Source organism: Ensifer aridi (assembly GCF_002078505.1).
GTDB classification, from domain to species: Bacteria; Pseudomonadota; Alphaproteobacteria; order Rhizobiales; family Rhizobiaceae; genus Sinorhizobium; species Sinorhizobium aridi.
The window spans coordinates 85,822-112,006 of record NZ_LUAV01000016.1; the positions used below are offsets into that span (position 1 = coordinate 85,822).

27 protein-coding genes are annotated in these 26,185 nt (G+C 63.6%); 9 read left to right on the forward strand and 18 right to left on the reverse strand.

Annotated elements, in window-relative coordinates:
* Positions 1–2: 2 nt before the first annotated feature.
* The 8 genes from sucC to AYK65_RS15670 all read right to left on the reverse strand — a co-directional run bounded on the left by sucC (position 3) and on the right by AYK65_RS15670 (position 8,650).
* Positions 3–1,199: an ADP-forming succinate--CoA ligase subunit beta gene (gene sucC / locus AYK65_RS15635; RefSeq protein ID WP_046120526.1), complete on the reverse strand. Its 1,197-nt coding sequence runs from the start codon at positions 1,197–1,199 to the stop codon at positions 3–5.
* A gap of 33 nt (positions 1,200–1,232) precedes the next feature.
* The gene (gene mdh, locus AYK65_RS15640) at positions 1,233–2,195 is read right to left on the reverse strand and encodes a malate dehydrogenase (RefSeq protein ID WP_026615512.1); all 963 of its coding nucleotides are present in this window, start codon (positions 2,193–2,195) and stop codon (positions 1,233–1,235) included.
* 183 nt (positions 2,196–2,378) lie between these two features.
* Positions 2,379–3,533: a cell division protein ZapE gene (zapE, locus tag AYK65_RS15645; protein ID WP_026620043.1), complete on the reverse strand. Its 1,155-nt coding sequence runs from the start codon at positions 3,531–3,533 to the stop codon at positions 2,379–2,381.
* Positions 3,534–3,651: 118 nt separating this feature from the next.
* A complete protein-coding gene (locus tag AYK65_RS15650; protein ID WP_026615510.1) occupies positions 3,652–4,197 on the reverse strand; it encodes a protease inhibitor Inh/omp19 family protein in 546 nt (181 codons plus the stop codon).
* Between the two features lie 197 nt (positions 4,198–4,394).
* Positions 4,395–5,465 (reverse strand): ABC transporter ATP-binding protein, encoded by a 1,071-nt coding sequence (locus AYK65_RS15655; RefSeq protein ID WP_026615509.1) that lies wholly within the window; start codon positions 5,463–5,465, stop codon positions 4,395–4,397.
* A 26-nt stretch (positions 5,466–5,491) separates the two neighbouring features.
* Positions 5,492–6,340, reverse strand: a complete 849-nt coding sequence (locus AYK65_RS15660; RefSeq protein WP_026615508.1) for a carbohydrate ABC transporter permease — start codon at positions 6,338–6,340, stop codon at positions 5,492–5,494.
* Positions 6,333–7,271: a carbohydrate ABC transporter permease gene (locus AYK65_RS15665; protein ID WP_046120527.1), complete on the reverse strand. Its 939-nt coding sequence runs from the start codon at positions 7,269–7,271 to the stop codon at positions 6,333–6,335. The genes AYK65_RS15660 and AYK65_RS15665 overlap by 8 nt, the downstream gene beginning before the upstream one ends.
* 74 nt (positions 7,272–7,345) lie before the next feature.
* Complete coding sequence (locus tag AYK65_RS15670; protein ID WP_026615506.1) at positions 7,346–8,650, reverse strand: ABC transporter substrate-binding protein; 1,305 nt, start codon at positions 8,648–8,650, stop codon at positions 7,346–7,348.
* Positions 8,651–8,858: 208 nt separating this feature from the next.
* On the opposite strand from AYK65_RS15670, the gene AYK65_RS15675 reads away from it, so the two are divergent.
* From AYK65_RS15675 to AYK65_RS15685, 3 genes are all read left to right on the forward strand, one after another.
* Positions 8,859–10,064: an ROK family transcriptional regulator gene (locus AYK65_RS15675; RefSeq protein ID WP_026615505.1), complete on the forward strand. Its 1,206-nt coding sequence runs from the start codon at positions 8,859–8,861 to the stop codon at positions 10,062–10,064.
* Between the two features lie 45 nt (positions 10,065–10,109).
* Positions 10,110–11,210: a Gfo/Idh/MocA family protein gene (locus AYK65_RS15680; RefSeq protein ID WP_081158933.1), complete on the forward strand. Its 1,101-nt coding sequence runs from the start codon at positions 10,110–10,112 to the stop codon at positions 11,208–11,210.
* Positions 11,211–11,289: 79 nt separating this feature from the next.
* Entirely contained in the window at positions 11,290–11,931 is a 642-nt protein-coding gene (locus AYK65_RS15685; RefSeq protein WP_026615503.1) for a ThuA domain-containing protein, read from the forward strand.
* Between the two features lie 31 nt (positions 11,932–11,962).
* Here the strand turns inward: AYK65_RS15685 and msrA are convergent, their stop codons facing one another.
* The 5 genes from msrA to sdhC all read right to left on the reverse strand — a co-directional run bounded on the left by msrA (position 11,963) and on the right by sdhC (position 16,132).
* Positions 11,963–12,559, reverse strand: a complete 597-nt coding sequence (gene msrA / locus AYK65_RS15690; protein ID WP_026615502.1) for a peptide-methionine (S)-S-oxide reductase MsrA — start codon at positions 12,557–12,559, stop codon at positions 11,963–11,965.
* 140 nt (positions 12,560–12,699) lie between these two features.
* Positions 12,700–13,479 carry a succinate dehydrogenase iron-sulfur subunit gene (locus AYK65_RS15695; RefSeq protein ID WP_026615501.1) on the reverse strand — a complete coding sequence of 260 codons (780 nt, stop codon included), beginning with the start codon at positions 13,477–13,479 and terminating at the stop codon, positions 12,700–12,702.
* An 18-nt stretch (positions 13,480–13,497) separates the two neighbouring features.
* Positions 13,498–15,339: a succinate dehydrogenase flavoprotein subunit gene (gene sdhA, locus AYK65_RS15700; protein ID WP_026615500.1), complete on the reverse strand. Its 1,842-nt coding sequence runs from the start codon at positions 15,337–15,339 to the stop codon at positions 13,498–13,500.
* A gap of 6 nt (positions 15,340–15,345) precedes the next feature.
* Positions 15,346–15,726 (reverse strand): succinate dehydrogenase, hydrophobic membrane anchor protein, encoded by a 381-nt coding sequence (sdhD, locus tag AYK65_RS15705; RefSeq protein ID WP_026615499.1) that lies wholly within the window; start codon positions 15,724–15,726, stop codon positions 15,346–15,348.
* Positions 15,727–15,739: 13 nt separating this feature from the next.
* Positions 15,740–16,132 (reverse strand): succinate dehydrogenase, cytochrome b556 subunit, encoded by a 393-nt coding sequence (gene sdhC, locus AYK65_RS15710; protein WP_046120528.1) that lies wholly within the window; start codon positions 16,130–16,132, stop codon positions 15,740–15,742.
* Positions 16,133–16,438: 306 nt separating this feature from the next.
* Between sdhC and AYK65_RS15715 the strand changes: the two genes are divergently transcribed.
* Entirely contained in the window at positions 16,439–17,083 is a 645-nt protein-coding gene (locus AYK65_RS15715; RefSeq protein WP_081158934.1) for a hypothetical protein, read from the forward strand.
* A gap of 33 nt (positions 17,084–17,116) precedes the next feature.
* Here AYK65_RS15715 and AYK65_RS15720 read toward each other — a convergent pair whose 3' ends face one another.
* The 5 genes from AYK65_RS15720 to tsaD are packed head-to-tail and all read right to left on the reverse strand — an operon-like array spanning position 17,117 to position 20,676.
* On the reverse strand, positions 17,117–17,782 hold the full coding sequence (locus AYK65_RS15720) for a class I SAM-dependent methyltransferase (RefSeq protein WP_026615496.1): 666 nt from the start codon (positions 17,780–17,782) through the stop codon (positions 17,117–17,119).
* Positions 17,783–17,800: 18 nt separating this feature from the next.
* Positions 17,801–18,232 carry an EVE domain-containing protein gene (locus AYK65_RS15725; protein WP_081158936.1) on the reverse strand — a complete coding sequence of 144 codons (432 nt, stop codon included), beginning with the start codon at positions 18,230–18,232 and terminating at the stop codon, positions 17,801–17,803.
* Positions 18,233–18,238: 6 nt separating this feature from the next.
* Complete coding sequence (locus AYK65_RS15730) at positions 18,239–18,532, reverse strand: YciI-like protein (RefSeq protein WP_046120531.1); 294 nt, start codon at positions 18,530–18,532, stop codon at positions 18,239–18,241.
* A 34-nt stretch (positions 18,533–18,566) separates the two neighbouring features.
* Positions 18,567–19,568 carry an NAD(P)H-dependent glycerol-3-phosphate dehydrogenase gene (locus tag AYK65_RS15735; protein ID WP_081158937.1) on the reverse strand — a complete coding sequence of 334 codons (1,002 nt, stop codon included), beginning with the start codon at positions 19,566–19,568 and terminating at the stop codon, positions 18,567–18,569.
* Positions 19,569–19,578: 10 nt separating this feature from the next.
* Positions 19,579–20,676, reverse strand: a complete 1,098-nt coding sequence (gene tsaD, locus AYK65_RS15740; RefSeq protein WP_081158939.1) for a tRNA (adenosine(37)-N6)-threonylcarbamoyltransferase complex transferase subunit TsaD — start codon at positions 20,674–20,676, stop codon at positions 19,579–19,581.
* Positions 20,677–20,848: 172 nt separating this feature from the next.
* On the opposite strand from tsaD, the gene hemC reads away from it, so the two are divergent.
* The 5 genes from hemC to AYK65_RS15765 all read left to right on the forward strand — a co-directional run bounded on the left by hemC (position 20,849) and on the right by AYK65_RS15765 (position 26,185).
* Positions 20,849–21,778 carry a hydroxymethylbilane synthase gene (gene hemC / locus AYK65_RS15745; RefSeq protein ID WP_046120534.1) on the forward strand — a complete coding sequence of 310 codons (930 nt, stop codon included), beginning with the start codon at positions 20,849–20,851 and terminating at the stop codon, positions 21,776–21,778.
* Between the two features lie 4 nt (positions 21,779–21,782).
* The gene (locus AYK65_RS15750) at positions 21,783–22,490 is read left to right on the forward strand and encodes a uroporphyrinogen-III synthase (RefSeq protein WP_081158940.1); all 708 of its coding nucleotides are present in this window, start codon (positions 21,783–21,785) and stop codon (positions 22,488–22,490) included.
* Between the two features lie 314 nt (positions 22,491–22,804).
* Positions 22,805–24,070, forward strand: a complete 1,266-nt coding sequence (locus tag AYK65_RS15755; RefSeq protein WP_081158942.1) for a COG4223 family protein — start codon at positions 22,805–22,807, stop codon at positions 24,068–24,070.
* Between the two features lie 20 nt (positions 24,071–24,090).
* A complete protein-coding gene (locus AYK65_RS15760; RefSeq protein ID WP_046120537.1) occupies positions 24,091–25,671 on the forward strand; it encodes a heme biosynthesis protein HemY in 1,581 nt (526 codons plus the stop codon).
* A 31-nt stretch (positions 25,672–25,702) separates the two neighbouring features.
* Complete coding sequence (locus tag AYK65_RS15765) at positions 25,703–26,185, forward strand: tellurite resistance TerB family protein (RefSeq protein ID WP_026615487.1); 483 nt, start codon at positions 25,703–25,705, stop codon at positions 26,183–26,185.

The following is a 26,185-nucleotide window of genomic DNA, read 5'->3' on the forward strand; positions in this document are numbered from 1 at the left end:
CCTCAGGCTCCCTTCACGGCTGCAACGATCTTCTGGGCGGCATCGTCCAGATCATCGGCGGAGATGACGTTGAGGCCCGATTCATTGATGATCTTCTTGCCGAGCTCGACATTCGTGCCTTCGAGGCGCACGACGAGCGGCACCTTGAGGCCAACTTCCTTGACAGCAGCCAGAACGCCTTCGGCGATGACGTCACACTTCATGATGCCGCCGAAGATGTTGACCAGGATGCCCTTCACCGCCGGATCTGCGGTGATGATCTTGAAGGCGTGCGTGACCTTTTCCTTCGAAGCACCGCCGCCGACATCGAGGAAGTTCGCGGGCTCGGCGCCGTAGAGCTTGATGATATCCATCGTCGCCATGGCGAGACCGGCGCCGTTGACCATGCAGCCGATATTGCCGTCGAGAGCGACATAGGCGAGGTCGTGCTTGGAGGCTTCGATTTCCTTCTCGTCCTCTTCCGTCGTGTCGCGCAGCGCGACGACATCTTCATGACGGAAGAGCGCATTGCCGTCGAAGGAGACCTTGGCGTCCAGGACGCGCATCCGGCCGTTCTTCATGACTATCAGCGGATTGACCTCGAGCAGGCTCATGTCCTTTTCGACAAAGGCCTTGTAGAGGATCGGGAAGAGCTTTTCGGCGTCTGCGCGCGCTTCGCCTTCGAGCTTCAGCGCGTCGGTCAGCGTCTTCAGATCGTCAGCGGTCACACCCTTGTCCGGGTCGATCGCAACGGTGACGATCTTTTCCGGCGTGTGCTCGGCAACCGCCTCGATGTCCATGCCGCCCTCGGTCGAGACGACGAAAGCGACCCGGCCGACGGAGCGGTCGACGAGGATCGAGAGGTAGAGCTCGCGCTCGATGTCGGCCCCGTCCTCGATATAGAGACGGTTGACCTGCTTGCCGGCCGGGCCGGTCTGCTTGGTCACGAGCGTGTTGCCGAGCATTTCCTTGGCGTTGGCGACGACCTCCTCGACGGACTTCGCCAGGCGAACGCCGCCCTTTGCATCGGGGCCGAGTTCCTTGAACTTGCCCTTGCCGCGACCGCCGGCATGGATCTGGCTCTTCACGACGTAAAGCGGTCCCGGCAGCTTTTTCGCGGCCGCCTCGGCCTCGTCGGCAGAGAAGATCGCGACACCTTCCGCGACCGGCGCGCCATAGCTCTTCAAGAGAGCCTTGGCCTGGTATTCATGGATGTTCATGGGTTCTTTCCTGTCTGATAGGCCGGATGGCGGTTACTTCAGGCTGGGTGCGATGTTGATGCAGGCTTCGCAAAGGCCGGCGACCGCCGCCACCGACTTGTCGAAGGCTTCCTTTTCGCCCTTGTTGAGGTCGATCTCGATGATGCGCTCGACGCCGCCGGCGCCGATCACCGTCGGCACGCCGACATACATGTCCCTGACGCCGTACTGGCCGGAAAGATGGGCCGCGACGGGAAGCACGCGCTTCTTGTCCTTGAGGTAGGCTTCGGCCATCTCGATCGCGGAAGCCGCCGGCGCATAGTAGGCCGAGCCGGTCTTCAAGAGGCCGACGATCTCGGCGCCGCCGTCACGGGTGCGCTGGATGATCTGGTCGAGCTTCTCCTTGGTGGTCCAGCCCATCTGGACGAGGTCCGGCAGCGGAATGCCTGCAACCGTCGAATAGCGGGCGAGCGGTACCATGGTGTCGCCATGGCCGCCGAGAACAAAGGCGGTGATGTCCTTGACCGAAACGTTGAACTCCTGGGCGAGGAAGAGGCGGAAACGCGAAGAGTCGAGAACGCCAGCCATGCCGACGACCTTGTTCTTCGGCAAGCCCGAAAACTTCTGCAGTGCCCAGACCATGGCGTCGAGCGGGTTGGTGATGCAGATGACGAAGGCGTTCGGAGCGTATTTCTTGATGCCGGCACCGACCTGTTCCATCACCTTGAGGTTGATGCCGAGCAGATCGTCACGGCTCATGCCGGGCTTGCGCGGGACGCCGGCGGTGACGATGCAGACGTCTGCGCCTTCGATCGCCGCATAGTCGCTGGCACCCGTGAGCGATGCATCGAAGCCTTCGACCGGAGAGGACTGCGCGATGTCGAGGCCCTTGCCCTGCGGAATGCCGTCGGCGATGTCGAAGAGGACGATGTCGCCCAGCTCCTTCAGGCCGGCGAGATGCGCCAGCGTGCCACCAATCATCCCTGAACCGATAAGTGCGATCTTGTTGCGCGCCATGAAAGTGCTTCCTTTGTGATCCCAATATGATCGAGGCCTGAAACGCGGCAAACGCCAAACCTTCGGAAAAGCCACTTAAACGGCAAAAGGTAAAATATCAATCCATACTTTTGAGCAAAGCAATTTCAATCGGTTAGATCAAAAAGTTCTTACGTAAGCGTAAGAATATCCGTCACGATTGTGTCACTGAACGCCGGAATCTACCGGATGTGCGGCGATATATTCCTCGCTCTGCATCTCGATCAGACGCGAAACCGTCCGATCGAATTCGAAGCCTTCCGTGCCTTTCTTGGCAGTGAGCAGATGCTGCGGCTCGGCGACGGCGGAGGCGAAAAGACGCGCGCCCTGATCGTAAAGAGCGTCGACGAGAATGATGAATCGCTTCGTCTCATTGCGCAGATGCGGTCCGAGATGCGGCACGTGATCGATGAAGATCGTGCTGTAATGCGTCAGGAGTGCGAGGTAGTCGGCGGCGCCGAGCGGCGCGGCGCAGAGATCGGCGAATGTGAAGCGGGCACTTCGGCCGGCGGCCGCCGGTATGCGGATCATGCGGCCCTTGCGCCCGATCTCGGCGGAGGCGACCGGCGCTCCGCCCGTCTCCTGGTACCAGGCTCGGTCCATGGCGGCTTCGGTCTCCGGCCCGAGCGGTGACAGCCATACGGGCGTTCCGTCAGTCTTCTGAAGGCGATAGTCCGTATCCGTATCGAGCGAGATTATTTCCGCGTTCGCCTTTAGGAGATCGATGAAGGGCAGAAAAAGGCCGCGATTGAGACCATCGCGGTAGAGATTGTCCGGCTCGACATTGGAGGTCGCGACGAGCACGCAGCCCTTGGCGAACAGCTCGCCGAAGAGCCGCGCCAGGATCATCGCATCGGCGATATCGGTGACGGTGAACTCGTCGAAACATAAAAGCCGCGCCTCACCGAAAAGCTCGGAGGCGACCGGCGGGATGGGGTCCGCCTGCTTCGTCTCGCCGTTCTTGAGCTTCTGCCGGTGCTTGTAAATGCGCTCGTGCACGTCGGCCATGAATTCGTGGAAATGGGCGCGCCGCTTGCGCTGAATAGGCACAGCGTCGAAGAACATGTCCATCAGCATGGTCTTGCCGCGGCCGACGCCACCGTGGATATAGAGGCCCTTGACCGGCGCGTGATCCTTTTTGCGCGCGGCGAAAAGCCAGCCGAGCGCGTTGGCCTTGCGCGACGGGCGGCTGGCGAGCAGTTCCGCCGTCAGATTATCGAGCCTGCGCGCGATTGCAAATTGCGCCGGGTCGCGCTGTCGCTCTCCGGCGGTAACGAGCGCTTCGAGTTTGTGGTGAATGCTGTCGTCGGGGTTGAGCACGATGCGTCCGGGTGTGCCAGGAGGCTTGTTCTGAAGGTGAGACGCAGGCTGCAGGCGGGAGCCCCACCGCGGCTACAGGCCGTTTGAAGGTCCGGCGCGAAGCCGGACCCGAATTCGCTCAGCGGCTGAGGCTGACCGGCTGACCGCCATTGGTGGAGCCGTCGAAGCGCGCATCCGCCGTCTTGTAGAGACGAGCGATCGGATTGCCGCTGCGGTCCTTGAGCACGACCTGCTTTCCGGTCACCTCCCAGGAACCCATGGTCGTCAGCTCGCCGGCGCAACCACGGGTGCCGCCGCGCGAACCGCTGCCGAGATTGGTGAGCGTCAGGAACATGTCGCAGGAGCTGCCGGCGCTCGATACACGCCAGTTGCCGACCATCGATTCCTTCGTCACGTCGAGCGCATTGGTCGCCGCTGCGACCTCCGTACCCGCCGGCGCACCGCCGGGCGTTACCGCGCCCGCAGTCGGCGCCGCCGGAAACTGCGATGCACCGGCCGTCGGAGCCGGAAGCTGACCCGAGGAAACCGAGGGTACGGGCTGCGCCTGTAGGGGGGCGGGGCCGGGAGAAACATCCCGGGAACCGAAACCACCGAAGGACGTCCGCTGGCATCCGGTCAGCGCAAGTACAATCGCCAACCCGGCCGCCGCATGTAAAACCCGCATATCTTCACCCCCGAGATTGTCCGCGAACCATGATGCAACGCGATAATAAAGGCCGAATTACAGCAAATCCACCTTTCAAATCAAGGCGAGCCATTTCACTCTCGTCGGTTATGCGATTGAAGATGCCAACCCGACACGGGCTCGCGGGCCCTCGCGCGAAGGCCATCCGGCATCGTTGCGGCGGCCTGCCGCGGCGTTCAGAGCGCGGCGCCGCTCTGCCGGTCGAAGACGTAGACCTGGCTGCGGTCCATCGCCGCCTTGAACAGGGTTCCGTGCCGGGCCGGGTGATCGCCGTCGACGACGGCCGTGATCTGTTCCCCGGCGAATTCGAAGAGGACATGCGTCTGGGCGCCGGTCGGCTCGACGAGCAATGTCCGGCCGACAATAGCGTTGCCCTTATCGCCGGCGACGAAATGTTCCGGCCGCAGCCCGATGCGAACCGCCTGCCCGAGCCGCACCTTGCGTTCCGGCGCGATGCGGATCGCCGATCCGTCCCGGAGGCGCACCGCCGGCTCGCCGTCTGCGGCCTCGACCGTCCCGTCGAGCACATTCATGGCCGGCGAACCGATGAAGCCCGCGACGAAGAGGTTGGCGGGCGTGCGGTAGAGCTCCAGCGGCGTGCCCACCTGCTCGACACGGCCGCCGTTCAGCACGACGATGCGGTCAGCAAGCGTCATCGCCTCGATCTGGTCGTGGGTAACGTAAATCGAGGTGGTGGCGACCTTCTGGTGCAAGGCCTTGATCTCGGTCCGCATCTGGACCCGGAGCTTGGCATCGAGATTGGACAAAGGTTCGTCGAACAGGAAGACGGCCGGATCGCGGACGATCGCCCGGCCCATGGCGACGCGCTGGCGCTGGCCGCCGGAAAGCTGGCTCGGCTTGCGGTCGAGAAGCTCCGTCAACGCCAGCATGCGCGCCGCCTCGCCCACCCGTTTGTCGATTTCCGACTTGGGAAGTCCGGAGAGCTTGAGGTTGAAGCCCATATTCTCGGCCACCGTCATATGCGGATAGAGGGCGTAGGACTGGAAGACCATCGCGATGTTGCGTTCGCGCGGCGTCAGCGGATTGACGACCTTGCCGCCGATCAGCACCTCGCCGTCGGTGATATCCTCCAGTCCGGCGATCATGCGCAAGAGTGTGGACTTGCCGCAGCCGGAGGGACCGACGAGGGCGATGAACTCGCCCTCCCCGATCGAAAGCGACACGCCGTGGATCACCTCGAGCACACCGTAGCTCTTGCGGATGTCCCTGAGTTCGACCGATGCCATGATGCTTGCTCCTTGAAACGAGGGGCTCAGGATTTCACTGCGCCGGCCGTGAGGCCCGCGATGATGTGCTTCTGGGCGAGAAAGAAGACGATGACCGTCGGCAGGATCGTCAGCGTGATGAAGGCGAGCACGAGCTGCCAATCGGTGCCGAACTCCCCGCGGTAGACCATGATGCCGAGCGGCCACGGATATTTCTCCTCCGTGTTCAGCATGATCAGCGGCAGGATGTAGCTGTTCCAGCTATGCACGAAGGTGATGATGCCGACGGTCGAGACGATCGGGCGCGAAAGCGGCATGGAGATGTGCCAGAAGAAACGGATGTAGCCGCAGCCGTCGACGAAAGCAGCCTGGAAGAGTTCTTCCGGCAGGTTCCGGAAATAGTTGCGGAAGAGCAGGATGCTCATGCCGAGGCCGAAGGCGACCTGAGGCAGGATGACGCCCCAATAGGTGTCGAGCAGGCCGAGATCGCGGATGCGGATGAAAAGCGGCAGGATCGCGGTTGCCGCGGGGAACATGAGCCCGATCAGGAAGTAGTTCAGCAACTGGTTCGCGCCGAAGAATTTCACATGGGCGAAGGTGAAGGCGGCCATCGCCGAGACGATGACCGTCAGCACCACCGTGACGGTCGCGATGAACAGCGAGTTGAGCATCTGCCGCCAGTAGCGGTCACCGAAAAGAATATCGAGATAGTTCGACCACAGCCATTCGGAGGGCAGGCCGAAAGGGTTGACGCGCAGGTCGCCGAGCGACTTGAAGCCGCCGAGCGCGGTCGTCACCAAGGGTAAGAGAACGAGCATCGCCACCAGCGACAGCGACACGTAGAGGTAAAGGCGGGTGCCCGTGATCATGCGAACGGAAGAGGTCGTGTCAGTCATGGCGCATGAAGATCCGTTTGTAGCCGAAGGCGAGCGTGACGCAGATGACGAAGAGAACGACGCCGACCGCGCTTCCGAGCCCCACCTGCATGCGGGTGACACCGTAGGTGTAGAGGAAGGTCACCATCGTCTGCGTCGAGTTCGACGGCCCGCCGCCGGTGAGCGGCATGACGAGGTCGAAGAGCTGCAGCGAGCCGATGACGGCGAAGAAAATCGACAACCTGACGGTCGAGCCGAGCAGCGGCAGCGTCACATAGCGGAATTTTTGCCAGCCGGTCGCGCCGTCGATCTCGGCGGCTTCGAGCACGCTCCTGTCCACCGCCTGCAGGCCGGCGATGAACAGCATCATGTGGAAGCCGAAATACTTCCAGATGATGACCGCGAGCACCGCATATATGGCAAGGCCGCGATCGGCGAGCACATAGGGCGTTGCAACGCCGAAGAAGCCGGCGACCGCGGCGACGAGTCCGTAGTCGCCGTCATAGACGAAACGCCAGATGAGACCTGCCGCAACGTCCGCCAGAACATAGGGCAGAAAGAAGATCAGCCGGAAGGCGACGACGCCGGCGATCCGGTGCGCGAGCATCATCGCAAGCCAGAGCGCCAGCGGAATCTGCAGAAGCACCGAGACGAGAATGATGATGCCGTTATTGATCAGCGCCTGCGAGAAGGCGGCGTTGTTGAACAGCACCTCGAAATTGCGCAAGCCCACGAATTGCTGCGGCGTGCCATAGCCGTTCCAGCGATAGAGGCTGTACCACGCCGCCTCTCCCATCGGCAGGATGACGAAGACCGTGAAGAGCAGCAGGGCCGGCGGCAGGAAAAGGATGAGCACCGGCAGCCGCCCGCGGACGGTCGGGCTCTTGTAGCGCACTTTCTTGCCGCTCGCCGTGGCCGGCACCGCGGTCATCGTCGCAGTCATGTCGGTCATCATATCCTCGCTGAGTACGTTCCGAATGGTCGAGAACAGGGGCGACGGATTTCCCGTCGCCCCTGTTCTCGCGCTCATTCGAGTTCGCGTGCGTCCTGGATCATCCGGGCTCCCTCTTCGGCGGACATCTGACCGGAAACGATCTCGACGGCAGCGTCGTTCACGACGCGGCCGACTGAAGGGCCGAGATCCTGATCAAAATAGTTCTGGTGCCAGGTCGAGGCTGCAAGCTGGTCGGCCGCCGCTCGCAGCAGCGGATTGGTGACGCCGTCCTCTGCACCGACCGCCACCGGAAGAAGCATGCCGATGCTTGCCATCAGCCGTTCGTTTTCGGCATTCGTCAGATAGCGCACGAAATCGAGGGCTTCCGGCGGAGCGTTCTTCGTCACCGCCCAGCCGTTGAGGCCTCCCAGCGTATCGGTGGCGTTGCCCGCTCCTCCCTCGACGACCGGGAAAGGAAAGCGGCCGATGTTCTCCGGTGCAAGACCCTTGCCGTCGCCGGAATTGGCGCGCTGGGTGGCCTCCGTATGCTCGAAGCTCAGGATCATCGCCGCCTTGCCGTCGCCGAAGAGGCCAAGCGTCTGCGGCCAAGTCGCGCCGAGATAGCCGCCCTGGAACGGTTCGAGCGTGCCGAGCTCAGCGAGCTGCTCGCCGGCCTTGATGATCGCCGGGTGCAGGAAGCCCTCGCCCTCGTTGTTTTTGGCATCCTCGAAGACCTGCTGACCGCCATTGCGCATGACGAGATAGCTCCAGTAGAAATGCAGCGGCCACTTGTCGCCGCCACCGCCGGCGATCGGCGCGATTCCGGCGTCCTTCAGCGTCTTCACCGCCTTGAGGAAATCGTCCCAGGTCTTGATGTCCTCGGCCTTGACGCCGGCCTTCTGAAAGAGCGCCTTGTTGTAGAAGAAGCTGATCGTTCCCATTTTGAAGGGAACCGCATAAATTCGGTCGTTGAAGGTGAGACCTTTGACCGCGGCGGGATTGTAGCTCTTCTCCCAGGCTGCGCCGTCGGCACGCATCGCCTCCGTCAGGTCCATCAGCGCGCCGGTCTCGGATTGCTGCTTCAGCACGCCGCCGCCCCAGCTATAGAAGAAATGCGGAGCGTCATCGGATTGTAGAAGGGTCGGCAGTTTCGCTTTGAAGGCCTCGTTTTCCAGGAATTGGAGCTGAATATCGACGCCCGGATGTTCGGATTCATACTTTGCGGCGATGTCCTCCCACATCTTCAAATGGGCAGGCACCGTCTCGAGGTGGAGCCATTTGACCACCGTGTCGGCGAATGCCTGGCTCGTGCCGAAGAGAAGCGCCATGCCGCCTGCGGCGGCAAGCGCGGACAGTCTGGCGGCGCGAAGGGGCGCCAACCCGCGTTCAAGCATCATCATCTATCTCCTCCCAGGGGCAAAACGTCCTCACCAATTTTTCCCCAACACGGATTAATTCAGATGAGATGCCAGCAAATGTCAACAGGCGCCGCATTTTTTCCGGCATTCCGCTTGACAGAGCGCGCGAATTGCCCGTTATTTAATTCGTATTCCGGCCAAATAATCAGATCCAGTCAGCCATAAACACGCGAGCATCCTCCCCACCATGAAGACCGCCGATCCCGAATTGATGCGCGCGATAAACCGCTTCAACGTGCTCGATACGATCCGTCGGCACGGCCCCATCTCCCGGGTCGAGATCAGCGAACGCTCCGAACTGTCGACTACGACGGTCTCCGCCATCACGGCGTCGCTGCTTGACGACGGCCTTATTCTGACGCGGCACGAGGGCGACATCCGCAACGCCGCCGCTAGGGGAAGGCCGCGCGTCATGCTGGAGCTCAACCCTGACGCCGCCCGCGTCGTCGGCGCCAAGATCGCTGCCAATCGGATGGTCTTCGTCGTCACCAACTTCCGCGGCGAGGTTCTCTCCGAGCTCACCTTGCCTATTCGGGTCGACCGCCAGCCCATCGCCGTCATCGCCGACCTGATCGAGGACGGCGTGCGCCGTTGCGTGGTCGACGCCGACCTGTCGCTCGACGAGATCGATTCGATCTGCATCGGCCTTCCCGGCGTGGTCGAGCACCGCACCGGCCATGTCCGCTCCAGCCCGATTTTCCGGGAAATCGGCGTCGACTTCGCGAGCGAAATGACGAGCCGGCTCAACGTCGCCACCATCGTCGAGAGCGACGCGCATGCGATCACGCTTGCCCATCACTGGTTCGGCCGCGCCCGCGATCTCGACGACATGGTGCTCGTGTCGCTGGAGCAGACGCTGGGCCTCGGCGTGCTGCACGGTGGCCAGCTTTTCCGCGGCGCCGGCGGCTTGAGCCACAATCTTGGCGACCTCGTGCTGGGCGTCGGCCAGAGCCAAACCGTCCGGCTCTCGACCCTTGCCGGGGAGAGCGCGATTCTCGGCGAACATCCGATGGACGGGCGGTTCGCCGAGGCTGTGCGCCTCGGGCGCGGCATGGCGCATGCGCAGACGCTGATCGCGGCGGAGGACAATGCGCTGATCGCGGCCGCCTCCCGGGCAGGAGAAGCAATCGGCCTTGCGGTCGCCAATATCGTCACGCTGTTCGGCCCGCCTCGCGTCGTCATCGTCGGTTCGAGCCTGTCGCTCGGCGCCGTCTTCGTCGAGAGCATACGCCAGGCCTATCAGAGCGCGATTCCGCCCTCTATCCGCACCGTCGCGGAGCTTGTCTTTGAAGAATCCGCCGACGAGACCTGGGCGCAAGGAGCGGCCGTCGTGGCGCTTTGCGAACTCTACGAGTCTCCCTGGGGGACGACCGGTCCGGCGCCGGCGCTCTGAAGCGCTGAGCCGATCTTCTGCAAATTTCCATTCGGGAGGAGACTGATGGAAAAACTCGGTATCGGCATCATCGGCTGCGGCAACATTTCGCCGGCCTATCTGAAGGCGATGGCATCCTTTCCGATCCTCGACATCCGCGGCATTGCCGATCTGAACCGCGGCCTCGCCGAACAGCGCGCCGCGGAGTTCAATGTCGAGGCCCGGGACGTCGCGGATCTCCTCGCCGATCCTTCGATCGAACTCATCGTCAACCTGACCGTGCCGAAGGCGCACGTTTTGGTGGCCATGCAGGCACTCGACGCCGGCAAGCACACCTATTCCGAAAAACCGCTCGCCACCGACTTCGCGGATGGGCGCAAGCTCGTGGCGCTGGCGCGGGAAAAGGGCCTGCGTATCGGCGCCGCCCCCGACACCTTCCTCGGCGGCTCGCATCAGACGGCGCGGGCGATCGTCGATTCGGGCGTGCTCGGCACGCCCATCGGCGGCACCGGCACCTTCATGTGCCCGGGCCACGAGCGCTGGCATCCAAATCCGGACTTCTACTACGACGTGGGCGGCGGACCGATGCTCGACATGGGCCCTTACTACATCACCGATCTCGTCAACCTCTTCGGACCCGTCGCCAAGGTCGCCGGTTTTTCCACGGCGGCACGGAAGGAGCGAACGATCACCAGCGAAGCGCGCAACGGCGAGCGCATTCCCGTTCGCGTACCGACCCACGTCGCCGGCGTGATGGCCTTCGAGAACGGGGCCGTGGTGCAGATCGCGATGAGTTTCGACGTCGCAGGCCACAAGCATGTGCCTCTCGAGCTCTACGGAACGGAGGGCACTCTGATCGTACCGGATCCGAATCATTTCGGTGGTCAGATCGAACTTCTGAAGAAAGGCGGCACCTTCGAGCCGGCTGTCACAGCCGCACCCTATGCGGACGGCAACTACCGCTCACTGGGCGTCGCCGACATGGCGCATGCCATTCGCTCGGGGCGGCCGCACCGGGCGAGCGGAGATCTGGCGCTGCACGTGCTCGAGGTCATGGAAGCCTTTGACAGGGCGGCGGAAACCGGCACCACCATCAGTATCACCACGAAGACCGAGCGTCCGGCGCCCCTGTCGGAGTCGCTCGTTGACGGCCGCATCGGCCGCTAACGCGGGATCATGGAAAAGTGTACGCGGTTTTCCGCCCGGATCCCGCGTCAGGAAAAATGGAATCGAGGAGGAGTTCGACATGCGCGAGGCACTGATCGTCTGGGGCGGCTGGAGCGGGCACGAGCCGCAGGAATGCGCCCATATCATTCGCGACATGTTGGAGGAGGACGGCTTCAAGGTCTATCTGGAGCACACGACCGAAGCCTTCGCCGATCCCGCAATCCACGACCTTTCGCTGGTCGTGCCGATCATGACCATGTCGAAGATCGAGAAGGAGGAGGTGAAGAACCTGGCCGCCGCTGTCGAGGGCGGTGTCGGTATCGCCGGCTATCATGGCGGCGCGGGCGATGCTTTCCGCGAGAGCGTCGAATACCAGTTCATCATCGGCGGGCAATGGGTGGCCCATCCCGGCAACATCATCGACTATCGCGTGAATATCACGCGGCCCGACGACCCGCTGATGGAAGGCATCTCCGATTTTCCCTACACCTCGGAGCAATATTACATGCATGTCGACCCGTCGAACGAGGTGTTGGCGACGACCACCTTCTCGGGCGAACATGCCTGGTGGATCGAAGGCGTGGTGATGCCGGTCGTCTGGAAGCGCAAGTACGGCAAGGGCCGGGTTTTCTATTCCTCGCTCGGCCATGTGGCGAAGGAGTTCGAAGTTCCGGAAATGCGCACGATCTTCCGCCGCGGCGCGAACTGGGCGGCGCGTTGAACATTATTTCCGGTCGGATCGACTTGGGCGATCAGTGACTGACCCCGGCGTAGGCGCGATCGCCCCAGAGCGTCTCGACCGCCCGGTTTCTGCCGCAGCCGTTGCGGTAGTACCAGTAGCGGATCGGGTTTCTGGCTGCGAAATCCTGATGATAGCCTTCCGCCGGCCAGAATTTGGCCGGCCCCTCGACAGGCGTGACGATGGGCTTGCCGAGCTCCGCCTCGGCCTTGATCTTCTCGGCCTTTGCGTCCATGGCCTGACCGTCGGTCAGCGCATAGATCGCCGTCGTATAGGCGAAGCCGCGATCGCAGAACTGGCCGCCGGCATCGGTCGGGTCGGTCGTGTGGAAGAGAACGCCGACGAGCTCGGCATAGGAAACCCTGTCGGGATCGAACTTGATCCGCACCACTTCGCGGTGCCCGCCCTTCGCATAATCCTCATAGGTGGGGTTCTCATTCCGGCCGCCCGCATAGCCGGAGATCGTTTCGAGGACCCCGGGCACGTCGTCGAAGTCGCTTTCGACGCACCAGAAGCAGCCGCCGGCGAAGATCGCATATTGCGGCTCGGCCGCCCGCACCGGCAGCAGCAGAAAGCAACTGGCGAGAACTCCGAACAGCAGGCGAAGCATCGGCAACCTCCATCCTCGGACTATTACCTATGCGCCTCGCCACAGCTTTCAAATCACTTACCGACACGTCGGTGTGACAGCCGTGAAAACGAACGGCGGGCCGCAGCCCGCCGTCAGACAATTTGCGAAAAGTGCAACCGTTAGAATCGCCGCTCGACCAGCATCTTCTTGATTTCGCCGATGGCCTTGGCGGGGTTCAGGCCTTTCGGACAGGCCTGGGCGCAGTTCATGATCGTGTGGCAGCGGTAAAGCCGGAACGGGTCCTCGAGATTGTCGAGCCGCTCGCCGGTCGCCTCGTCTCTGGAGTCGATCAGCCAGCGATAGGCCTGTAGCAGAACGGCGGGACCGAGATAACGGTCGCCGTTCCACCAGTAGCTCGGACAGGAAGTCGAGCAGCAAGCGCAGAGGATGCACTCGTAGAGACCGTCGAGCTTCTGGCGATCCTCGTGGCTCTGGCGCCATTCCTTGGCTGGCGTCGGAGAGACCGTCTTCAGCCAAGGCTCGATCGAACGGTGCTGGGCGTAGAAATTGGTGAGATCCGGCACCAGATCCTTGACCACCGGCATATGCGGCAGCGGGTAGATCTTTACCGAGCCCTTGATCTCGTCCATGCCCTTGGTGCAGGCGAGCGTATTGGTGCCGTCGATGTTCATTGCGCAGGAGCCGCAGATGCCCTCGCGACAGGAGCGACGAAGCGTCAGCGTCGGATCGATCTTGTTCTTGATGTAGAGCAGGCCATCGAGAACCATCGGCCCGCAATCGTCGATATCGATATAGTAAGTGTCGATCCGCGGGTTCTTGCCGTCATCTGGATTCCAGCGGTAGACGCGGTATTCGCGCAGATTGGTCGCGCCCGCCGGCTTCGGCCAGACCTTGCCTTCGTTGATCTGCGAGTTCTTGGGAAGTGCGAGTTCAACCATGTGCCTTAATCCTCGAGATCAGTAGACGCGCGCCTTCGGCTCGATCTTCTTCGGATCGATGCCGTCTGCGATGAGCTCGGTGTGGACCGGACGATAGTCGAGCCGGACTTCGCCCGCCTCGTTGACCCAGGCCAGCGTGTGCTTGCGCCAGTTCAAGTCGTCGCGGCCGCCGAGCGGGCCGTCCTTGTAATCCTCGCGCGCATGCGCCCCGCGGCTTTCCTTGCGCGCTTCGGCGCCGTAGACGGTGGTGATCGCGTTCGCCATCAGGTTTTCGAGTTCCAGCGTCTCGACGAGGTCGGAGTTCCAGATCATCGAGCGGTCGGTGACCTTGACGTCCGGCAGTTCCTTCCAGATCGCGGAGAGGCGCCGGCAACCGGATTCGAGCGATTCCTGGGTGCGGAACACGGCCGCGTCTTCCTGCATGGCGCGCTGCATCTTGTCGCGTAGCACCGCCGTCGGCGTACCGCCATTGGCAAACCGCAGCCGGTCGAAGCGCTCCATGATCCGGTCGCAGGCGGCCGTGTTGACCTCCGGCACCGACTCGTTGCGGTCGATGATCTGGCCGGCGCGGATCGCCGCGGCGCGGCCGAAGACGACGAGATCGATCAGCGAGTTGGAGCCGAGGCGATTGGCGCCATGCACCGAGGCGCAGCCGGCTTCGCCGACGGCCATCAGGCCGGGCGCGAGCCGCTCGGGATTCTGGCTGTCGGCATTCAGCACCTCGCCCCAATAGTTGGTCGGCACGCCGCCCATATTGTAGTGAACGGTCGGCAGCACCGGGATCGGCTCGCGGGTGACGTCGACGCCGGCGAAGATCTTCGCCGATTCCGAGATGCCCGGCAGGCGCTCGTGCAGCACCTTCGGATCGAGATGATCGAGGTGCAGGAAGATGTGGTCCTTGTTCTTGCCGACGCCGCGGCCCTCGCGGATCTCCATCGTCATGCAGCGGGAAACGACGTCGCGCGAGGCGAGGTCCTTCGCGGAAGGCGCATAGCGCTCCATGAAGCGCTCGCCTTCCGAGTTGACGAGATAACCGCCCTCGCCGCGTGCGCCCTCGGTGATGAGACAGCCGGCGCCGTAGATGCCCGTCGGGTGGAACTGCACGAATTCCATGTCCTGCAGCGGCAGGCCGGCGCGCGCGATCATACCGCCGCCGTCGCCGGTGCAGGTGTGCGCCGAAGTCGCCGAGAAATAGGCGCGGCCGTAGCCCCCGGTCGCGAGCACCACCATCTTCGCGGCGAAGCGGTGGATCGTGCCGTCATCGAGGTTCCAGGCGACGACGCCGGTGCAGCGCCCGTCATCCGACATGATCAGGTCGACGGCGAAATATTCGATGAAGAACTCGGCGTTGTTCCGGAGCGACTGGCCGTAGAGCGTGTGCAGGATCGCATGGCCGGTGCGGTCGGCCGCCGCGCAGGTGCGCTGCACCGGCGGACCTTCACCGTAGTTTTGCATGTGGCCGCCGAAGGGGCGCTGGTAGATCTTCCCTTCCTCGTTGCGCGAGAAGGGCACGCCATAGTGCTCGAGCTCATAGACCGCCTTCGGCGCTTCCATGGCGAGATACTGCATGGCGTCGACATCGCCGAGCCAATCGGAACCCTTGACCGTATCGTAGAGGTGCCACTGCCAGCAGTCCGGCGTCATGTTCTGCAGCGAGGCGGCGATGCCGCCCTGGGCGGCGACCGTGTGCGAGCGCGTCGGGAAGACCTTGGTGACGCAGGCGGTCTTCAGGCCCTGTTCGGCCATGCCGAGGGTCGCGCGCAGCCCCGCGCCTCCGGCGCCGACGACGACGACGTCGAAGGCGTGATCGACATACTGATAGGCCTTGCCGTTCGCAGCGGGTGAACTGATCGATGCCATGACGAATTACCCTGCAAAAGCGATCTTGAGGATGGCGAAGAGACAGAGCCCGCCGATCGCGATCGCAAAAAATGTGTTCAGCATGAGAAGCGCGATCTTCGCCCCCTCCGCGTGAACGTAGTCCTCGATGATGACCTGCATGCCGATCCGCATGTGGACGAGAGCGGAAGTCACCACGAAGGCCATGATCACGGCCACGAACGGGTTCGAGAGCGCCGCGACGACCTCCGCATGCGGTGCGCCGGCATAGCGGGCCACGAAGAAGACGAAGAAGATCAGTAGCGGAAGATTGGCGACCGCCGTCAGCCGCTGACGCCAGAAGTGATCCGTGCCCTCCTTGGCCGAACCGAGGCCGCGGACCTTGCCGAGGGGTGTGCGCATATCCATGTTCAACGTCCCCTTAGCGAACGAGATAACCGACGATCCAGATGACGAGCGTCAGCGTCGCCGACCCGATGATCGTCGCCTTGGCCATCCTCGTCGCGAAATGCTTCTCGTAGCCGTAGCCGAGATCCCAGATGAGGTGACGGATGCCGCCGAGCATGTGATGGATCAGCACCCAGGTGTAGCCGAAGAGGACGACCTTGCCGATCAGTGTGCCGAACAGCCAGCTCACCCAGTCGTAATAGGCAGCACCCGAGGCGGCGGCGATCAACCACCAGGCGACCAGGATCGTGCCGAAGTAGAGTGCGCCGCCGGTGATGCGATGCATGATCGACATGACCATTGTTGGGATCGGCTTGTAGATTTGAAGATGCGGCGAGAGCGGCCGGCTTCTTGTGACATTCGTCATCGGAACCTCACGGAATCACCGGATTTGGCGTCCAAAACTGGACTAATCTTGTCCGGTATAGCACCCGATTGTGCGCAATTCAGTCATTCGGACCTTTAATCACCAGAATGCTTAACGACAAGTGTGTTTGCAGTGCAAAATAAATAAAATCGATTAGACGAAAAGCGGCATTTTCCGGCCTGACAGAGACGTGCCATCCGTTAACGATATGCGCGAAAAACATAAGCAAATCCGTGACATTTGCCCGCGATTGCCACAGGATGCGCCTTAAGGATTTATTAAGCATGATCCGGAGGGCAAGACAGAATGAATCTGTTGCGGGCAGTCCATGCAACCAAAGTTTTAGTTCTGGCCTTCGCCCTTGCGATGCCTGTAAGCGTGCCGGTGCGGGCCGACGATAACAGCGGCTTTGGCAATGTAGAGACCCGTACCCGCCACATCCGGCTCAAGCACAGGCTGCCGCATCACGCCTGGCGCAGATGGCACGGCGGCCATCGCTTTTTTGCCGGCCGTAGACGGCACCGCTCGGTGATGTCCGGCTTCGACGATTTCCCGGCATTCTCTTCGCAAGGCCTCCCCGAAGTTCAAACGCGAACCCGGCATGTGCGACTGAAGCACCGCTGGCCGCAGTACGCTCGACGCAAGTGGAAGCATGGCGCGGTGATCATCATCAACGGCGGCGGATACGGCTCCGCCGACTATGGCAGCTATGGAAGCTACGACTTCCCCACCCCGATACCGGATATCGGCACCTATGCCGGCGGCCTTTCGGCCTTCCGGGAGGAGGGCAACGGCATCTATTTCAGCCGCGACGGCGGCTACCGTTATGCCGCGGAGGATTTCGTTGGCATCGCCCCGCCCTCGAAGCGCGCCAAGATCATCATCGTCTCGCCACAGACCAACGCCAGCGCCTGCCCCTGGGAGCACGGCGTCTGCGTCGTGCGGCCATAGGGTCTTATCCATAGAGGCCCGAGCGGGCGGCCGTCACTTGCGCCCGCCCTTGGCGGCTCCGAACCGCCAGACCGTCGTGCGCTTCACTTCGCTGTCTTCGAGCGCGCGTGTCACGGGCACCTCATAAGTCGCAAGCGCCGTCATCCGCTCGCGCGGGCAATAGGCGCGCCCCGGATCGCCGACGAGGACGATGGCGCCGGCGCGTTCGAGCGCATCGAACCACGGGATCAGCAGATCAGCAAAGCCCTTGTCGTAGAAGACGTCGCCGGCAAGATAGACGTCGGCTGTTCTTTCCTCGCCGATGATATCCGCGCCGGCGAAGGCAACCGCCACCCCGTTCAGCTTCGCATTCAGCCGCACCGCCGTCTCCGCCCACGGGTCGATGTCGACGGCCAGAACCTCGGCAGCGCCGGCGATCTTCGCCGCGATGGCGACGAGGCCGGAGCCGGAGGCGAAGTCGACCACGCGGCGGCCGCGCACGGTTTCCGGATGATCGAGAACATAGCGGGCGAGCCCCTGACCGCCCGCCCAGGCGAAGGCCCAGAAGGGCGGCGGCAGACCGATCTCCTCCAGTTCCTCCTCCGTCTTCAGCCACAGTTCATGCGCTTCGCTCGCAAGATGCAGGCGAACTTCCGGCACATGCGGAGGCGCGAGAATGCCGGTATTGGCGCGGATGAAGCTTTCGGGATCGGTCTTCAAGATTACTTGGTTTCAAGATTACTTGGGCGGATTGTCGAGCCCGCCCATGCGGCAGACTTCGATCCATTCGTCTTCGGTCACCGGCTGCACGGAAAGGCGCATGGAGGTGACGAGCGACATCTTGGCGAGCTTCGGGTTCTCCTTGATCTCCTTGAGCGACACCGGGCGCGGCAGGTCCATGACGGCGCGGATGTCGACGCAGTCCCAACGGGCATCGCCCTCAGCGGTCGAATCCGGATGCGAAAGGGCGCAGACCTCGGTGATGCCGACGATCTCCAGCCCCTCGTTGGAGTGGTAGAAGAAGCCCTTGTCGCCGATCTTCATCGCCCGCATGTTGTTGCGCGCCTGATAATTGCGCACGCCGGTCCATTCGGTGCCCTTCTCACCGGCATCCTTCTGCATCTGCCAGGACCATTTGTTCGGTTCGGATTTGTAGAGCCAGTAAGCCATCGCCCCTCAAGCCTCCGGATTGTTGAAGACCCAGTTGTAGGCCTTGATCTCGACATTCGAGAAGAGCCCTGCCTTTGCATAAGGATCGGCCGCGGCGATCGCCTTCGCCGCCTCGAGCGTCTCAGCCTTGACGATCACCAGGCTCCCGGTCGGCTTGCCGTCCTCGCAGAGGAATGGTCCGGCGATCTTCAGAATGCCCTTTGCGTTGAGGTCGTTAAGATAGGCGAGGTGATCGGGCCGCGTGTCGAGCCTCAATTGCAGCGCGCCGGGCTTGTCCGTGCAGACGAGTGCGAAGAGCATGGATCCTCCTGAAGGCATTGTTCTTGGGTGCCGATCATTCCTGGGTAATCGGCCGCGACATCAACTGTTCGAGAGCGGTGCGGACGTCGAGTTTGCCATCGATTATGGCGGCGACGGCTTGCGTGATCGGCATCTCGATGCCGAGATCCTGCGCCACGCGCGCCGCGACCGAGGCAGCAAAGGCACCCTCGACCAGCTCGCCCCGCTCGCCACCGGCGCGACCATTCTTGCCGAGCGCGATGCCGAAACGCAGGTTGCGCGACTGGTGGCTCGTCGCCGTCAACACGAGATCGCCGAGCCCCGAAAGACCGCGCACCGTGTCGGGCTCGCCGCCCTTGGCGACGATGAACCGCGACATTTCCGCAAGCCCCCGGGAGATCAGTGCGGCACGGGCCGAATCGCCGAGCCCCGCGCCTTCGACGATGCCGCAGGCAATCGCCAGCACGTTCTTGAGCGCACCGCCAAGCTGCACGCCGATGCGGTCCGTCGACGGGTAGAGGCGGAAGGTCGGTCCGGAGAGCGCGCCGGCAAGCGCCGCCGCCATATCGCCGTCCGGCGCCGCGATCACCATCGCCGTCGGAAGCCCGCTCGCGATATCGGCGGCAAAGCCCGGGCCGGAGAGCACGGCGGTCGGATGACCCGGCAATTCCTCGCCGAGCACGTCCGTGAGCAGCCTGCCAGTCGACTGTTCCAAACCCTTGGCGCAGGTGACGATCGTCGCATCGCTGCGGATCCGGGCGCCATAGCCGCGGGCCCCCGCTCTCTGCTCCTGCGAAGGCATGGCGAAGAGGACGATGTCGGCATCCGCGAGCACTGCGGCATCGGGGGAAAAGGCAAGGCCGGGGGGGAGGGAAATGCCGGGCAGAACCGCTTCGTTACGGCCCGTCCGGCGGCATTCCTCTGCCACTTCGGCCCGGCGCGCAAGCAGCGTGACCTTCGCTTTGTCCTTTGCGGCCGCGACGGCGGCAAGCGCGGTCCCGAAGGCACCCGCACCGACGACGACGATCTTTGGCACGCTGTTCGAATTGCCGCTCATCTTCTGTCCATCATGCCTTGGCGCCGCGTCTGCCGGAGCCGATCAATGCTTTGGCTTCCGCGTCGAGCGGCCAGCGCGAGCGTGGCGCCACATCGAGGCCGTCGGCCGGCAGGCCCGCCGCCAGGCGCTCCGCCCCCGCCCAGGCGATCATCGCCGCATTGTCGGTGCAGAGCTCAAGCGGCGGCGCGACGAAGCGGAAGCCGTGCTCGTCACAAAGCGCCTGCAGCGTCGCCCTGAGCGTCTGATTGGCGGCGACGCCGCCGGCGACGACAAGAGCGGGATGGTCGACGGCGGCAAACTCCGCCTTGAACCGCTTCAAGCCGCGCCCGACGCGATCCTTGAGCGTGCGCGAGATGGCGCGCTGGAAGGAGGCGCAGATGTCGGCGATGTCCTGTTCGCTCACCGGCTCCAGCGATTGCGCCGCCTGTCGCACCGCGGTCTTGAGGCCCGAGAAGGAGAAGTCGAGCCGCGCGTCGCCGACGAGCGGCCGCGGAAAATCGAAGCGTTCCGGATCTCCGCTGCTTGCCGCCCGCTCCACCGCCGGGCCACCCGGATAGGGAAGGCCGAGGAGCTTCGCCGTCTTGTCGAAGGCCTCGCCGAGTGCATCGTCGATCGTCGTGCCCCAGCGCTCGTAGTCGCCGACGCCCCTGACGAGGATCAGTTGCGTATGGCCGCCGGAGACGAGCAGCATCAGATAGGGAAAGGAAAGCCCGTCCGTCAGTCGCGCGGTCAGCGCATGGCCCTCGAGATGGTTGACGGCGTAGAGCGGCTTTCCAGTGGCGCGAGCGATCGCCTTGCCGGTCATCAGGCCGACGATGAGGCCGCCGATCAGACCGGGACCACTCGTTGCAGCGATCGCGTCGATGTCCTTCAGAGTCACGCCGGCACGCAGCAGCGCCTCTTCGATCAGCGTGTCGAGCGCCTCGACATGGGCGCGCGCCGCGATCTCGGGCACGACGCCGCCATAGGCGCTATGCTCTTCCAATTGGCTGAGCACGACGTCGCCGAGAATGCGGCCTCCCCCCTTCTCGTCGCGCAGCACGACCGAAGCCGCGGTTTCATCGCAGCTTGTCTCGATGCCGAGGATGCACAAGGGCGGGGACGTCACGTGCTATACTCAATGATTGCGGTCGCAGTGAAAGGTGGGTACACGAAACTCATACAGCGTCGTCCCGTGTTTCAGACGCACAAAGGACGCTGTAACGCTTTGAAGTGCTGCATAGTTTTATCCTTAAATCAGCCGATTTAAGGAACCATGCAGTAACAACGGATGGCAAAGGATGCAAACAAAACCTTTCCGCATCGGCACGCGCGGCAGCCCGCTGGCGCTGGCCCAGACTCATGAAACGCGCGACAGGCTCGCCGCCGCCCATGGTCTGCCGCCGGAAATGTTCGAGGTCGTCGTTCTTTCGACGAAGGGCGACCGAATCACCGACCGGCCGCTCTCGGAAATCGGCGGCAAGGGCCTTTTCACCGAGGAGCTGGAACAGCAGCTCCTGTCGGGCGAGCTCGATTTCGCGGTGCATTCGTCGAAGGACATGCCGACGAAGCTGCCCGACGGACTTTTCCTATCCGCCTTCCTGCCGCGCGAAGACATCCGCGATGCATTCATCGGCCGCACGGCCGCAAAGCTCGTGGACCTGCCGCAAGGCGCCACCGTCGGTTCGTCGTCGCTGCGTCGCCAGGCGCTGATCCGCAGGCTCCGACCCGACATCAACGTCATCACCTATCGCGGCCAGGTCGAGACGCGACTGCGCAAGCTCGCCGAAGGCCAGGTCGACGGCACGCTTCTCGCCTTCGCCGGGCTTAGGCGCCTAGGAATGACCGACGTGCCCACCGAACTCCTCGATCCGGAGGAATTCCCCCCGGCCCCGGCCCAGGGCGCGATCTGCATCGAGAGCCGCATCGGTGACCAGCGCGTCAACGCTCTCCTTGCCGCGATCGACGACCAGCGCACCCATGAGGCCGTTTTCTGCGAACGCGGCTTCCTCGCGACGCTCGACGGCTCGTGCCGCACACCGATCGCCGGCTACGCCCGATCCGACGGCACGCATATCCGCTTCTCTGGGATGATCCTGACGCCCGACGGCACGACCTGCCATCGGATTGCCATCGAGGGCAAGGCAGCCGATGCGACGGAGCTCGGCCGCAAGGCCGGCGAAGAGATCCGCGCCAAGGCCGGGCCGGGGTTCTTCTCTAGCTGGATCTGAACCGATGCGCGTGCTCGTCACCCGCCCGCAGCCGGCCGCCGAACGGACGGCGGCGAAGCTCCAGGCGATGGGGCACGCAGCGGTCATGCTGCCCCTGATGCGAGCGGAGCATTTCACGGGCGCCGTTCGGGCTGCATTGAATGAACGCCATGATGCCATCGCGGTTACTAGCGCAGAGGCGATCCGCGTCCTCGGCGCGCTCGGCACCGCAATCGAACCGCATCTTACGGCGCCCCTTTTCGCGGTGGGCGAGGCGACCGCGAGAGCCGCTGCCGATCTCGGCTTTACCGACATCCGCACCGGACCTGGAACCGGCGAAGGGCTGGCGGACAAGATCGCCGCGCGCATGCGCGCGGGCGAGACGCTCATTTATCTCGCCGGCACGCCGCGCGTCGACGGCCTCGAACAAGGCCTGCGCGACCGTCAGATCGACTATGTCACGGTCGAATGCTACCGGATGGTGCCCGTCACCTATCGGCCGGACACGCTGGCCGATCTCGTCGGCTCCGGAGCGTTCGATGCGGTGCTCATCTATTCGCGCGAGACCGCGCGCCGTTTCGTCTCCGTTCTCCACGAAAGCGGCCTCGATGCCGCGGCTTTCGCCTCACGTTATCTTTGCCTGAGCCCTTCGGCCAGGGAGGCTCTCCCGAGTAGCGTTGCCGTCGAGGTGGCCGCGACACCTGACGAAGAAAGCCTTTTCCGCCTCCTATGAGACGGGATCAACAAAGTCGGCATCGGATTCGCGCCCGCACCGGATGCGGGACTACTGCATGTTTCCTCACATCGTTGCCGATTTAAGGACAAAAACATTCAGCAATTCAAAGGGCTACAGCGTCCTTTGTGCATCTGAAAAGACGCACGGAGCAGTAGGATCATCTGAGGCAATTCCTCTAAAAAGGGGAGGCAGGGACTTTCCCCGCCCGATTTCCCTGACTAGGTTTGGCTTTAGAGGGATGAGGAGAACCGCCGGCATCCTGCTCCGACTGGACATGCTGCCCGCGGGCAACAAAACGGTAAGAGGTCACCATGGTATCGGAAAAGCCGCCGCGCCGCTCGAAATCCGAGAAGGAACCGCTGACGATCGACCTTGAGGCGGAAAGAACCGTGACCGAAGAAACGGAATCCATCGCCAACCGGGATTCTGTGACGGATGAACCGGCGGATATTTCGGCACACCAGATGTCCGAGGCGGGCGAGGCTGAGCCGCGCGAGAGTGAGGCTGTAGAGGCAGAGGCGAAAGAGGAGGCCGAGGAGGCGCGGGCCGATGCGGCCGCTGCCGCCTTCGACGAGGAGCCTCCGCACCTGAGCAACGATGCCGTGCCGGAACCGAAGAGAAGGCAGACGACGAGCGCCGGTGCGCTTGCCGCCGGTATCTTCGGCGGTCTCGTTGCGCTCGCCGGCGCCGGCGTGCTGCAATATGCCGGCTACATACCGGCGCTGGGACCGGAGCGGGTGAACCTCGACCAAGGCCTCGCGAGCGAGATCGAGGCAATCAAGGCCGAGCTCCAGTCAAGACCGGCCCCGGCGGCGGTGGACGTGGCACCGCTGGAGAGCCGCCTCGCCGCCCTGGAACAGGCGGCTCGTGAGCCTGGCGCTTCTGCGGCTGGCGCTCCGGAGGTAACGGCACTCGAAGCGCAGGTCGCCAAACTCACCGAGGAAATCGCCGCCTTGAAAACCGATCTTGCCGATGCACGCCAGTCGGTGGATGCCGCAAGGGCGGAACTCTCCGGTCGTATCGACCAGGCGGAACAGAAACTCGCCGAGCCGGTGAACGATATCGAGATGGCGAGGGCTGTCGCCGTCACCGCGCTCAAGACGGCGATCGACCGCGGCGGGCCTTTCCTCGCCGAACTCGACGCACTGCGCAGCATTGCGCCGGAGGACGCGGCGGTGAAGGATCTCGCCGAAGTCGCCGCAACCGGCGTCGCCACGCGCAAAGAGCTGCGGGAGACCTTTCCCGCGACGGCGGATGCCATGCTCGATGCGCTCAACCAGCCCGATCCCAACGAGGGCATCTTCGCCCGCCTGATGTCCAGCGCCATGTCGGGCATTCGCGTGCGTCCTGTCGGCAGCGTCGAGGGAGACACGCCGGAGGCGGTGATCGCGCGCATCGAGGACAAGCTCAACAACGGCGATCTCAAGGGCGCATCGCTGGAATGGGCGGGCCTTCCCGCGCCGGCGAAAGCCGCCGGGCTGGATTTCAAGGAGAAGCTCGACCGGAGGCTCGGCGTCGAGACCGTCATCGACGCGGCCGTGGCCCAGACCATGACGCGAACCGGCACACAGGGCTAGGGACAGGGAAAGAAGACGAAATGATCCGGATATTGTTCTTCATCCTCCTTATCCTCGGCCTCGCCCTCGGCTTTGCCTGGCTTGCGGATCGTCCCGGGGAATTGTCTCTGATCTGGCAGGGCCAGCGCATCGAAATGAGCCTGATGCGCGCCGCCTCGATCCTGATTTCTCTCTTTGCCGCGGTCCTGATCGTCGTCTGGCTGATCCGTGCGATCTGGCTATCGCCCCACACCGTGACCCGTTATTTTCGCGCCCGCAAGCGCGATCGCGGCTACCAGGCGCTGTCGACCGGCCTGATCGCTGCCGGTGCCGGCAATGCCAATATCGCTCGCAAGATGGCGGCGCGCTCGCGCAGCCTGATCAGTGCCGACCAGGAGCCGCTCATCCATCTCCTGGAGGCGCAGACCGCCCTCATCGAAGGCAAGTACGACGATGCGCGCAAGAAATTCGAGCTGATGGCGGACGATCCCGAAACACGCGAGCTCGGTTTGCGTGGGCTCTACCTCGAAGCCAGGCGGCTCGGTGCCAACGAGGCGGCCCGGCAATATGCCGAGCGCGCCGCCGAAAAGGCACCGCACCTCACATGGGCGACCTTGGCCACGCTGGATCATCGCAGTCAGGCCGGTCAGTGGGACGAAGCGATCCGGCTTCTCGACCAGAGCCGTGCCGCCCACGTGCTCGAAAAAAAGGAGGTGGATCGTAAGAAGGCGGTGCTCTTGACCGCACGCGCGATGGAGAGGTTCGACGGTGATCCGAAATCGGCTCGCGATGACGCGCTGGCGGCGCTCAAACTCGACGACCGGTTGATCCCGGCCGCACTCGTTGCCGCCAAGGCGCTGTTTCGCGAGGACAATCTGCGCAAGGGCGCCTCGATCCTCGAACGGATTTGGAAGCTAGATCCGCATCCCGATATAGCCCGCATCTATGTGCGGGCACGCGGCGGCGATTCCGCCATCGACCGGTTGAAGCGCGCGAAGAAGCTCGAATCGCTGCGAAGCAACAATGCCGTGGCGCTGGCCACGGTCGCCGAAGCGGCACTCGAGGCGCGCGACCTCCCGCTCGCCCGAGCAAAGGCGGAGGCTGCCGCCCGGCTGGAGCCGACCGAGAGCATCTTCCTGCTGCTCGCGGATGTCGAGGAAGCCGATACCGGCGACGAGGGCCGCATCCGCTACTGGATGGCGCAGGCGCTGAAGAGTCCGCGCGATCCGGCCTGGACCGCCGATGGCGTCACCTCGCCGGGCTGGCTACCGGTCTCGCCGGTCAGTGGCCGGCTTGACGCCTTCGAATGGAAGGCGCCGCCCTCGCAGCTTTCGGCCGCGGAGGACGGTCATCTGAACGCCGAGGAGGCGATCCGTAGCCTGCCGCCCGTGTCGCCCACGTCGCCCATATCGTCGCCCGCGCAGCACACAACGCCGGTGACGCCGGAGCCGACGCCCGCCAAGGAAGCCGAAGCCGCGCGCGACGCGACGATCCGGGTTCCTGAACGAAGGGAGCAGACGGAGGAGCCGCCGGATCCCTTCTTCGGCCGGCCGCCGGACGATCCGGGTGTGCGCGACCCTGCATCCGCGGAAAAGGACAAGGCCGGCTTCCGGCTGTTCTGAGTTGATATTTCGATTGGGCTGGCGACGGGACATGTTTGAACGGTTTAAGGTGTTTCTCGAAGAGCTGACGGGCTCGACGGCGCGGATTGACAAGGACGATCCGCGTGTGGCGGTGATCGGGCTCTGTTTTCAGGTCATGGAGGCGGATGGCGCGGTTCGCGCCTCGGAGCGCCGCAAGATGCGCGAGCTCATCAAGTCGCATTACAAGCTCGACGACGCCGCCCTTAACGCGCTCGTTGCAGCCGGCGAGACCGCCGAGAGCGAGGCGATCGACTTCTACCGGTTCACCTCCGAGATCAAACGCCATCTTTCGGAGGAGCAACGGGTCGAGCTCGTCGGCATGCTGTGGGAGATCGTCTACGCCGACGGCAAGCGCAGCGAGATGGAAGACCATGCGATCTGGCGGATCGCCGATCTTCTCGGCGTCTCCGGGCGCGACCGGCTCTTGAAACGGCAGGAGGCAGCGGCCAAGATCGATCTCGAGGAGGAGAGCGAGGCGCAACAGGAAAGCTGA

What these genes read in the sequence shown, in the direction of transcription:
- AYK65_RS15715 (WP_081158934.1), top strand. Translation starts at nt 16,439, where the DNA reads ATGAATCTGTTGCGGGCAGTCCATGCAACCAAAGTTTTAGTTCTGGCC.
- AYK65_RS15660 (WP_026615508.1), bottom strand. Translation starts at nt 6,340, where the DNA reads ATGACTGACACGACCTCTTCCGTTCGCATGATCACGGGCACCCGCCTT.
- AYK65_RS15680 (WP_081158933.1), top strand. Translation starts at nt 10,110, where the DNA reads ATGGAAAAACTCGGTATCGGCATCATCGGCTGCGGCAACATTTCGCCG.
- AYK65_RS15760 (WP_046120537.1), top strand. Translation starts at nt 24,091, where the DNA reads ATGATCCGGATATTGTTCTTCATCCTCCTTATCCTCGGCCTCGCCCTC.
- AYK65_RS15670 (WP_026615506.1), bottom strand. Translation starts at nt 8,650, where the DNA reads ATGATGCTTGAACGCGGGTTGGCGCCCCTTCGCGCCGCCAGACTGTCC.
- AYK65_RS15695 (WP_026615501.1), bottom strand. Translation starts at nt 13,479, where the DNA reads ATGGTTGAACTCGCACTTCCCAAGAACTCGCAGATCAACGAAGGCAAG.
- AYK65_RS15725 (WP_081158936.1), bottom strand. Translation starts at nt 18,232, where the DNA reads ATGGCTTACTGGCTCTACAAATCCGAACCGAACAAATGGTCCTGGCAG.
- AYK65_RS15755 (WP_081158942.1), top strand. Translation starts at nt 22,805, where the DNA reads ATGGTATCGGAAAAGCCGCCGCGCCGCTCGAAATCCGAGAAGGAACCG.
- AYK65_RS15655 (WP_026615509.1), bottom strand. Translation starts at nt 5,465, where the DNA reads ATGGCATCGGTCGAACTCAGGGACATCCGCAAGAGCTACGGTGTGCTC.
- AYK65_RS15735 (WP_081158937.1), bottom strand. Translation starts at nt 19,568, where the DNA reads ATGAGCGGCAATTCGAACAGCGTGCCAAAGATCGTCGTCGTCGGTGCG.
- sdhC (WP_046120528.1), bottom strand. Translation starts at nt 16,132, where the DNA reads ATGACGAATGTCACAAGAAGCCGGCCGCTCTCGCCGCATCTTCAAATC.
- mdh (WP_026615512.1), bottom strand. Translation starts at nt 2,195, where the DNA reads ATGGCGCGCAACAAGATCGCACTTATCGGTTCAGGGATGATTGGTGGC.
- AYK65_RS15750 (WP_081158940.1), top strand. Translation starts at nt 21,783, where the DNA reads ATGCGCGTGCTCGTCACCCGCCCGCAGCCGGCCGCCGAACGGACGGCG.
- sdhA (WP_026615500.1), bottom strand. Translation starts at nt 15,339, where the DNA reads ATGGCATCGATCAGTTCACCCGCTGCGAACGGCAAGGCCTATCAGTAT.
- AYK65_RS15650 (WP_026615510.1), bottom strand. Translation starts at nt 4,197, where the DNA reads ATGCGGGTTTTACATGCGGCGGCCGGGTTGGCGATTGTACTTGCGCTG.
- AYK65_RS15685 (WP_026615503.1), top strand. Translation starts at nt 11,290, where the DNA reads ATGCGCGAGGCACTGATCGTCTGGGGCGGCTGGAGCGGGCACGAGCCG.
- AYK65_RS15665 (WP_046120527.1), bottom strand. Translation starts at nt 7,271, where the DNA reads ATGACCGACATGACTGCGACGATGACCGCGGTGCCGGCCACGGCGAGC.
- AYK65_RS15765 (WP_026615487.1), top strand. Translation starts at nt 25,703, where the DNA reads ATGTTTGAACGGTTTAAGGTGTTTCTCGAAGAGCTGACGGGCTCGACG.
- hemC (WP_046120534.1), top strand. Translation starts at nt 20,849, where the DNA reads ATGCAAACAAAACCTTTCCGCATCGGCACGCGCGGCAGCCCGCTGGCG.
- sucC (WP_046120526.1), bottom strand. Translation starts at nt 1,199, where the DNA reads ATGAACATCCATGAATACCAGGCCAAGGCTCTCTTGAAGAGCTATGGC.
- AYK65_RS15675 (WP_026615505.1), top strand. Translation starts at nt 8,859, where the DNA reads ATGAAGACCGCCGATCCCGAATTGATGCGCGCGATAAACCGCTTCAAC.
- msrA (WP_026615502.1), bottom strand. Translation starts at nt 12,559, where the DNA reads ATGCTTCGCCTGCTGTTCGGAGTTCTCGCCAGTTGCTTTCTGCTGCTG.
- sdhD (WP_026615499.1), bottom strand. Translation starts at nt 15,726, where the DNA reads ATGGATATGCGCACACCCCTCGGCAAGGTCCGCGGCCTCGGTTCGGCC.
- AYK65_RS15730 (WP_046120531.1), bottom strand. Translation starts at nt 18,532, where the DNA reads ATGCTCTTCGCACTCGTCTGCACGGACAAGCCCGGCGCGCTGCAATTG.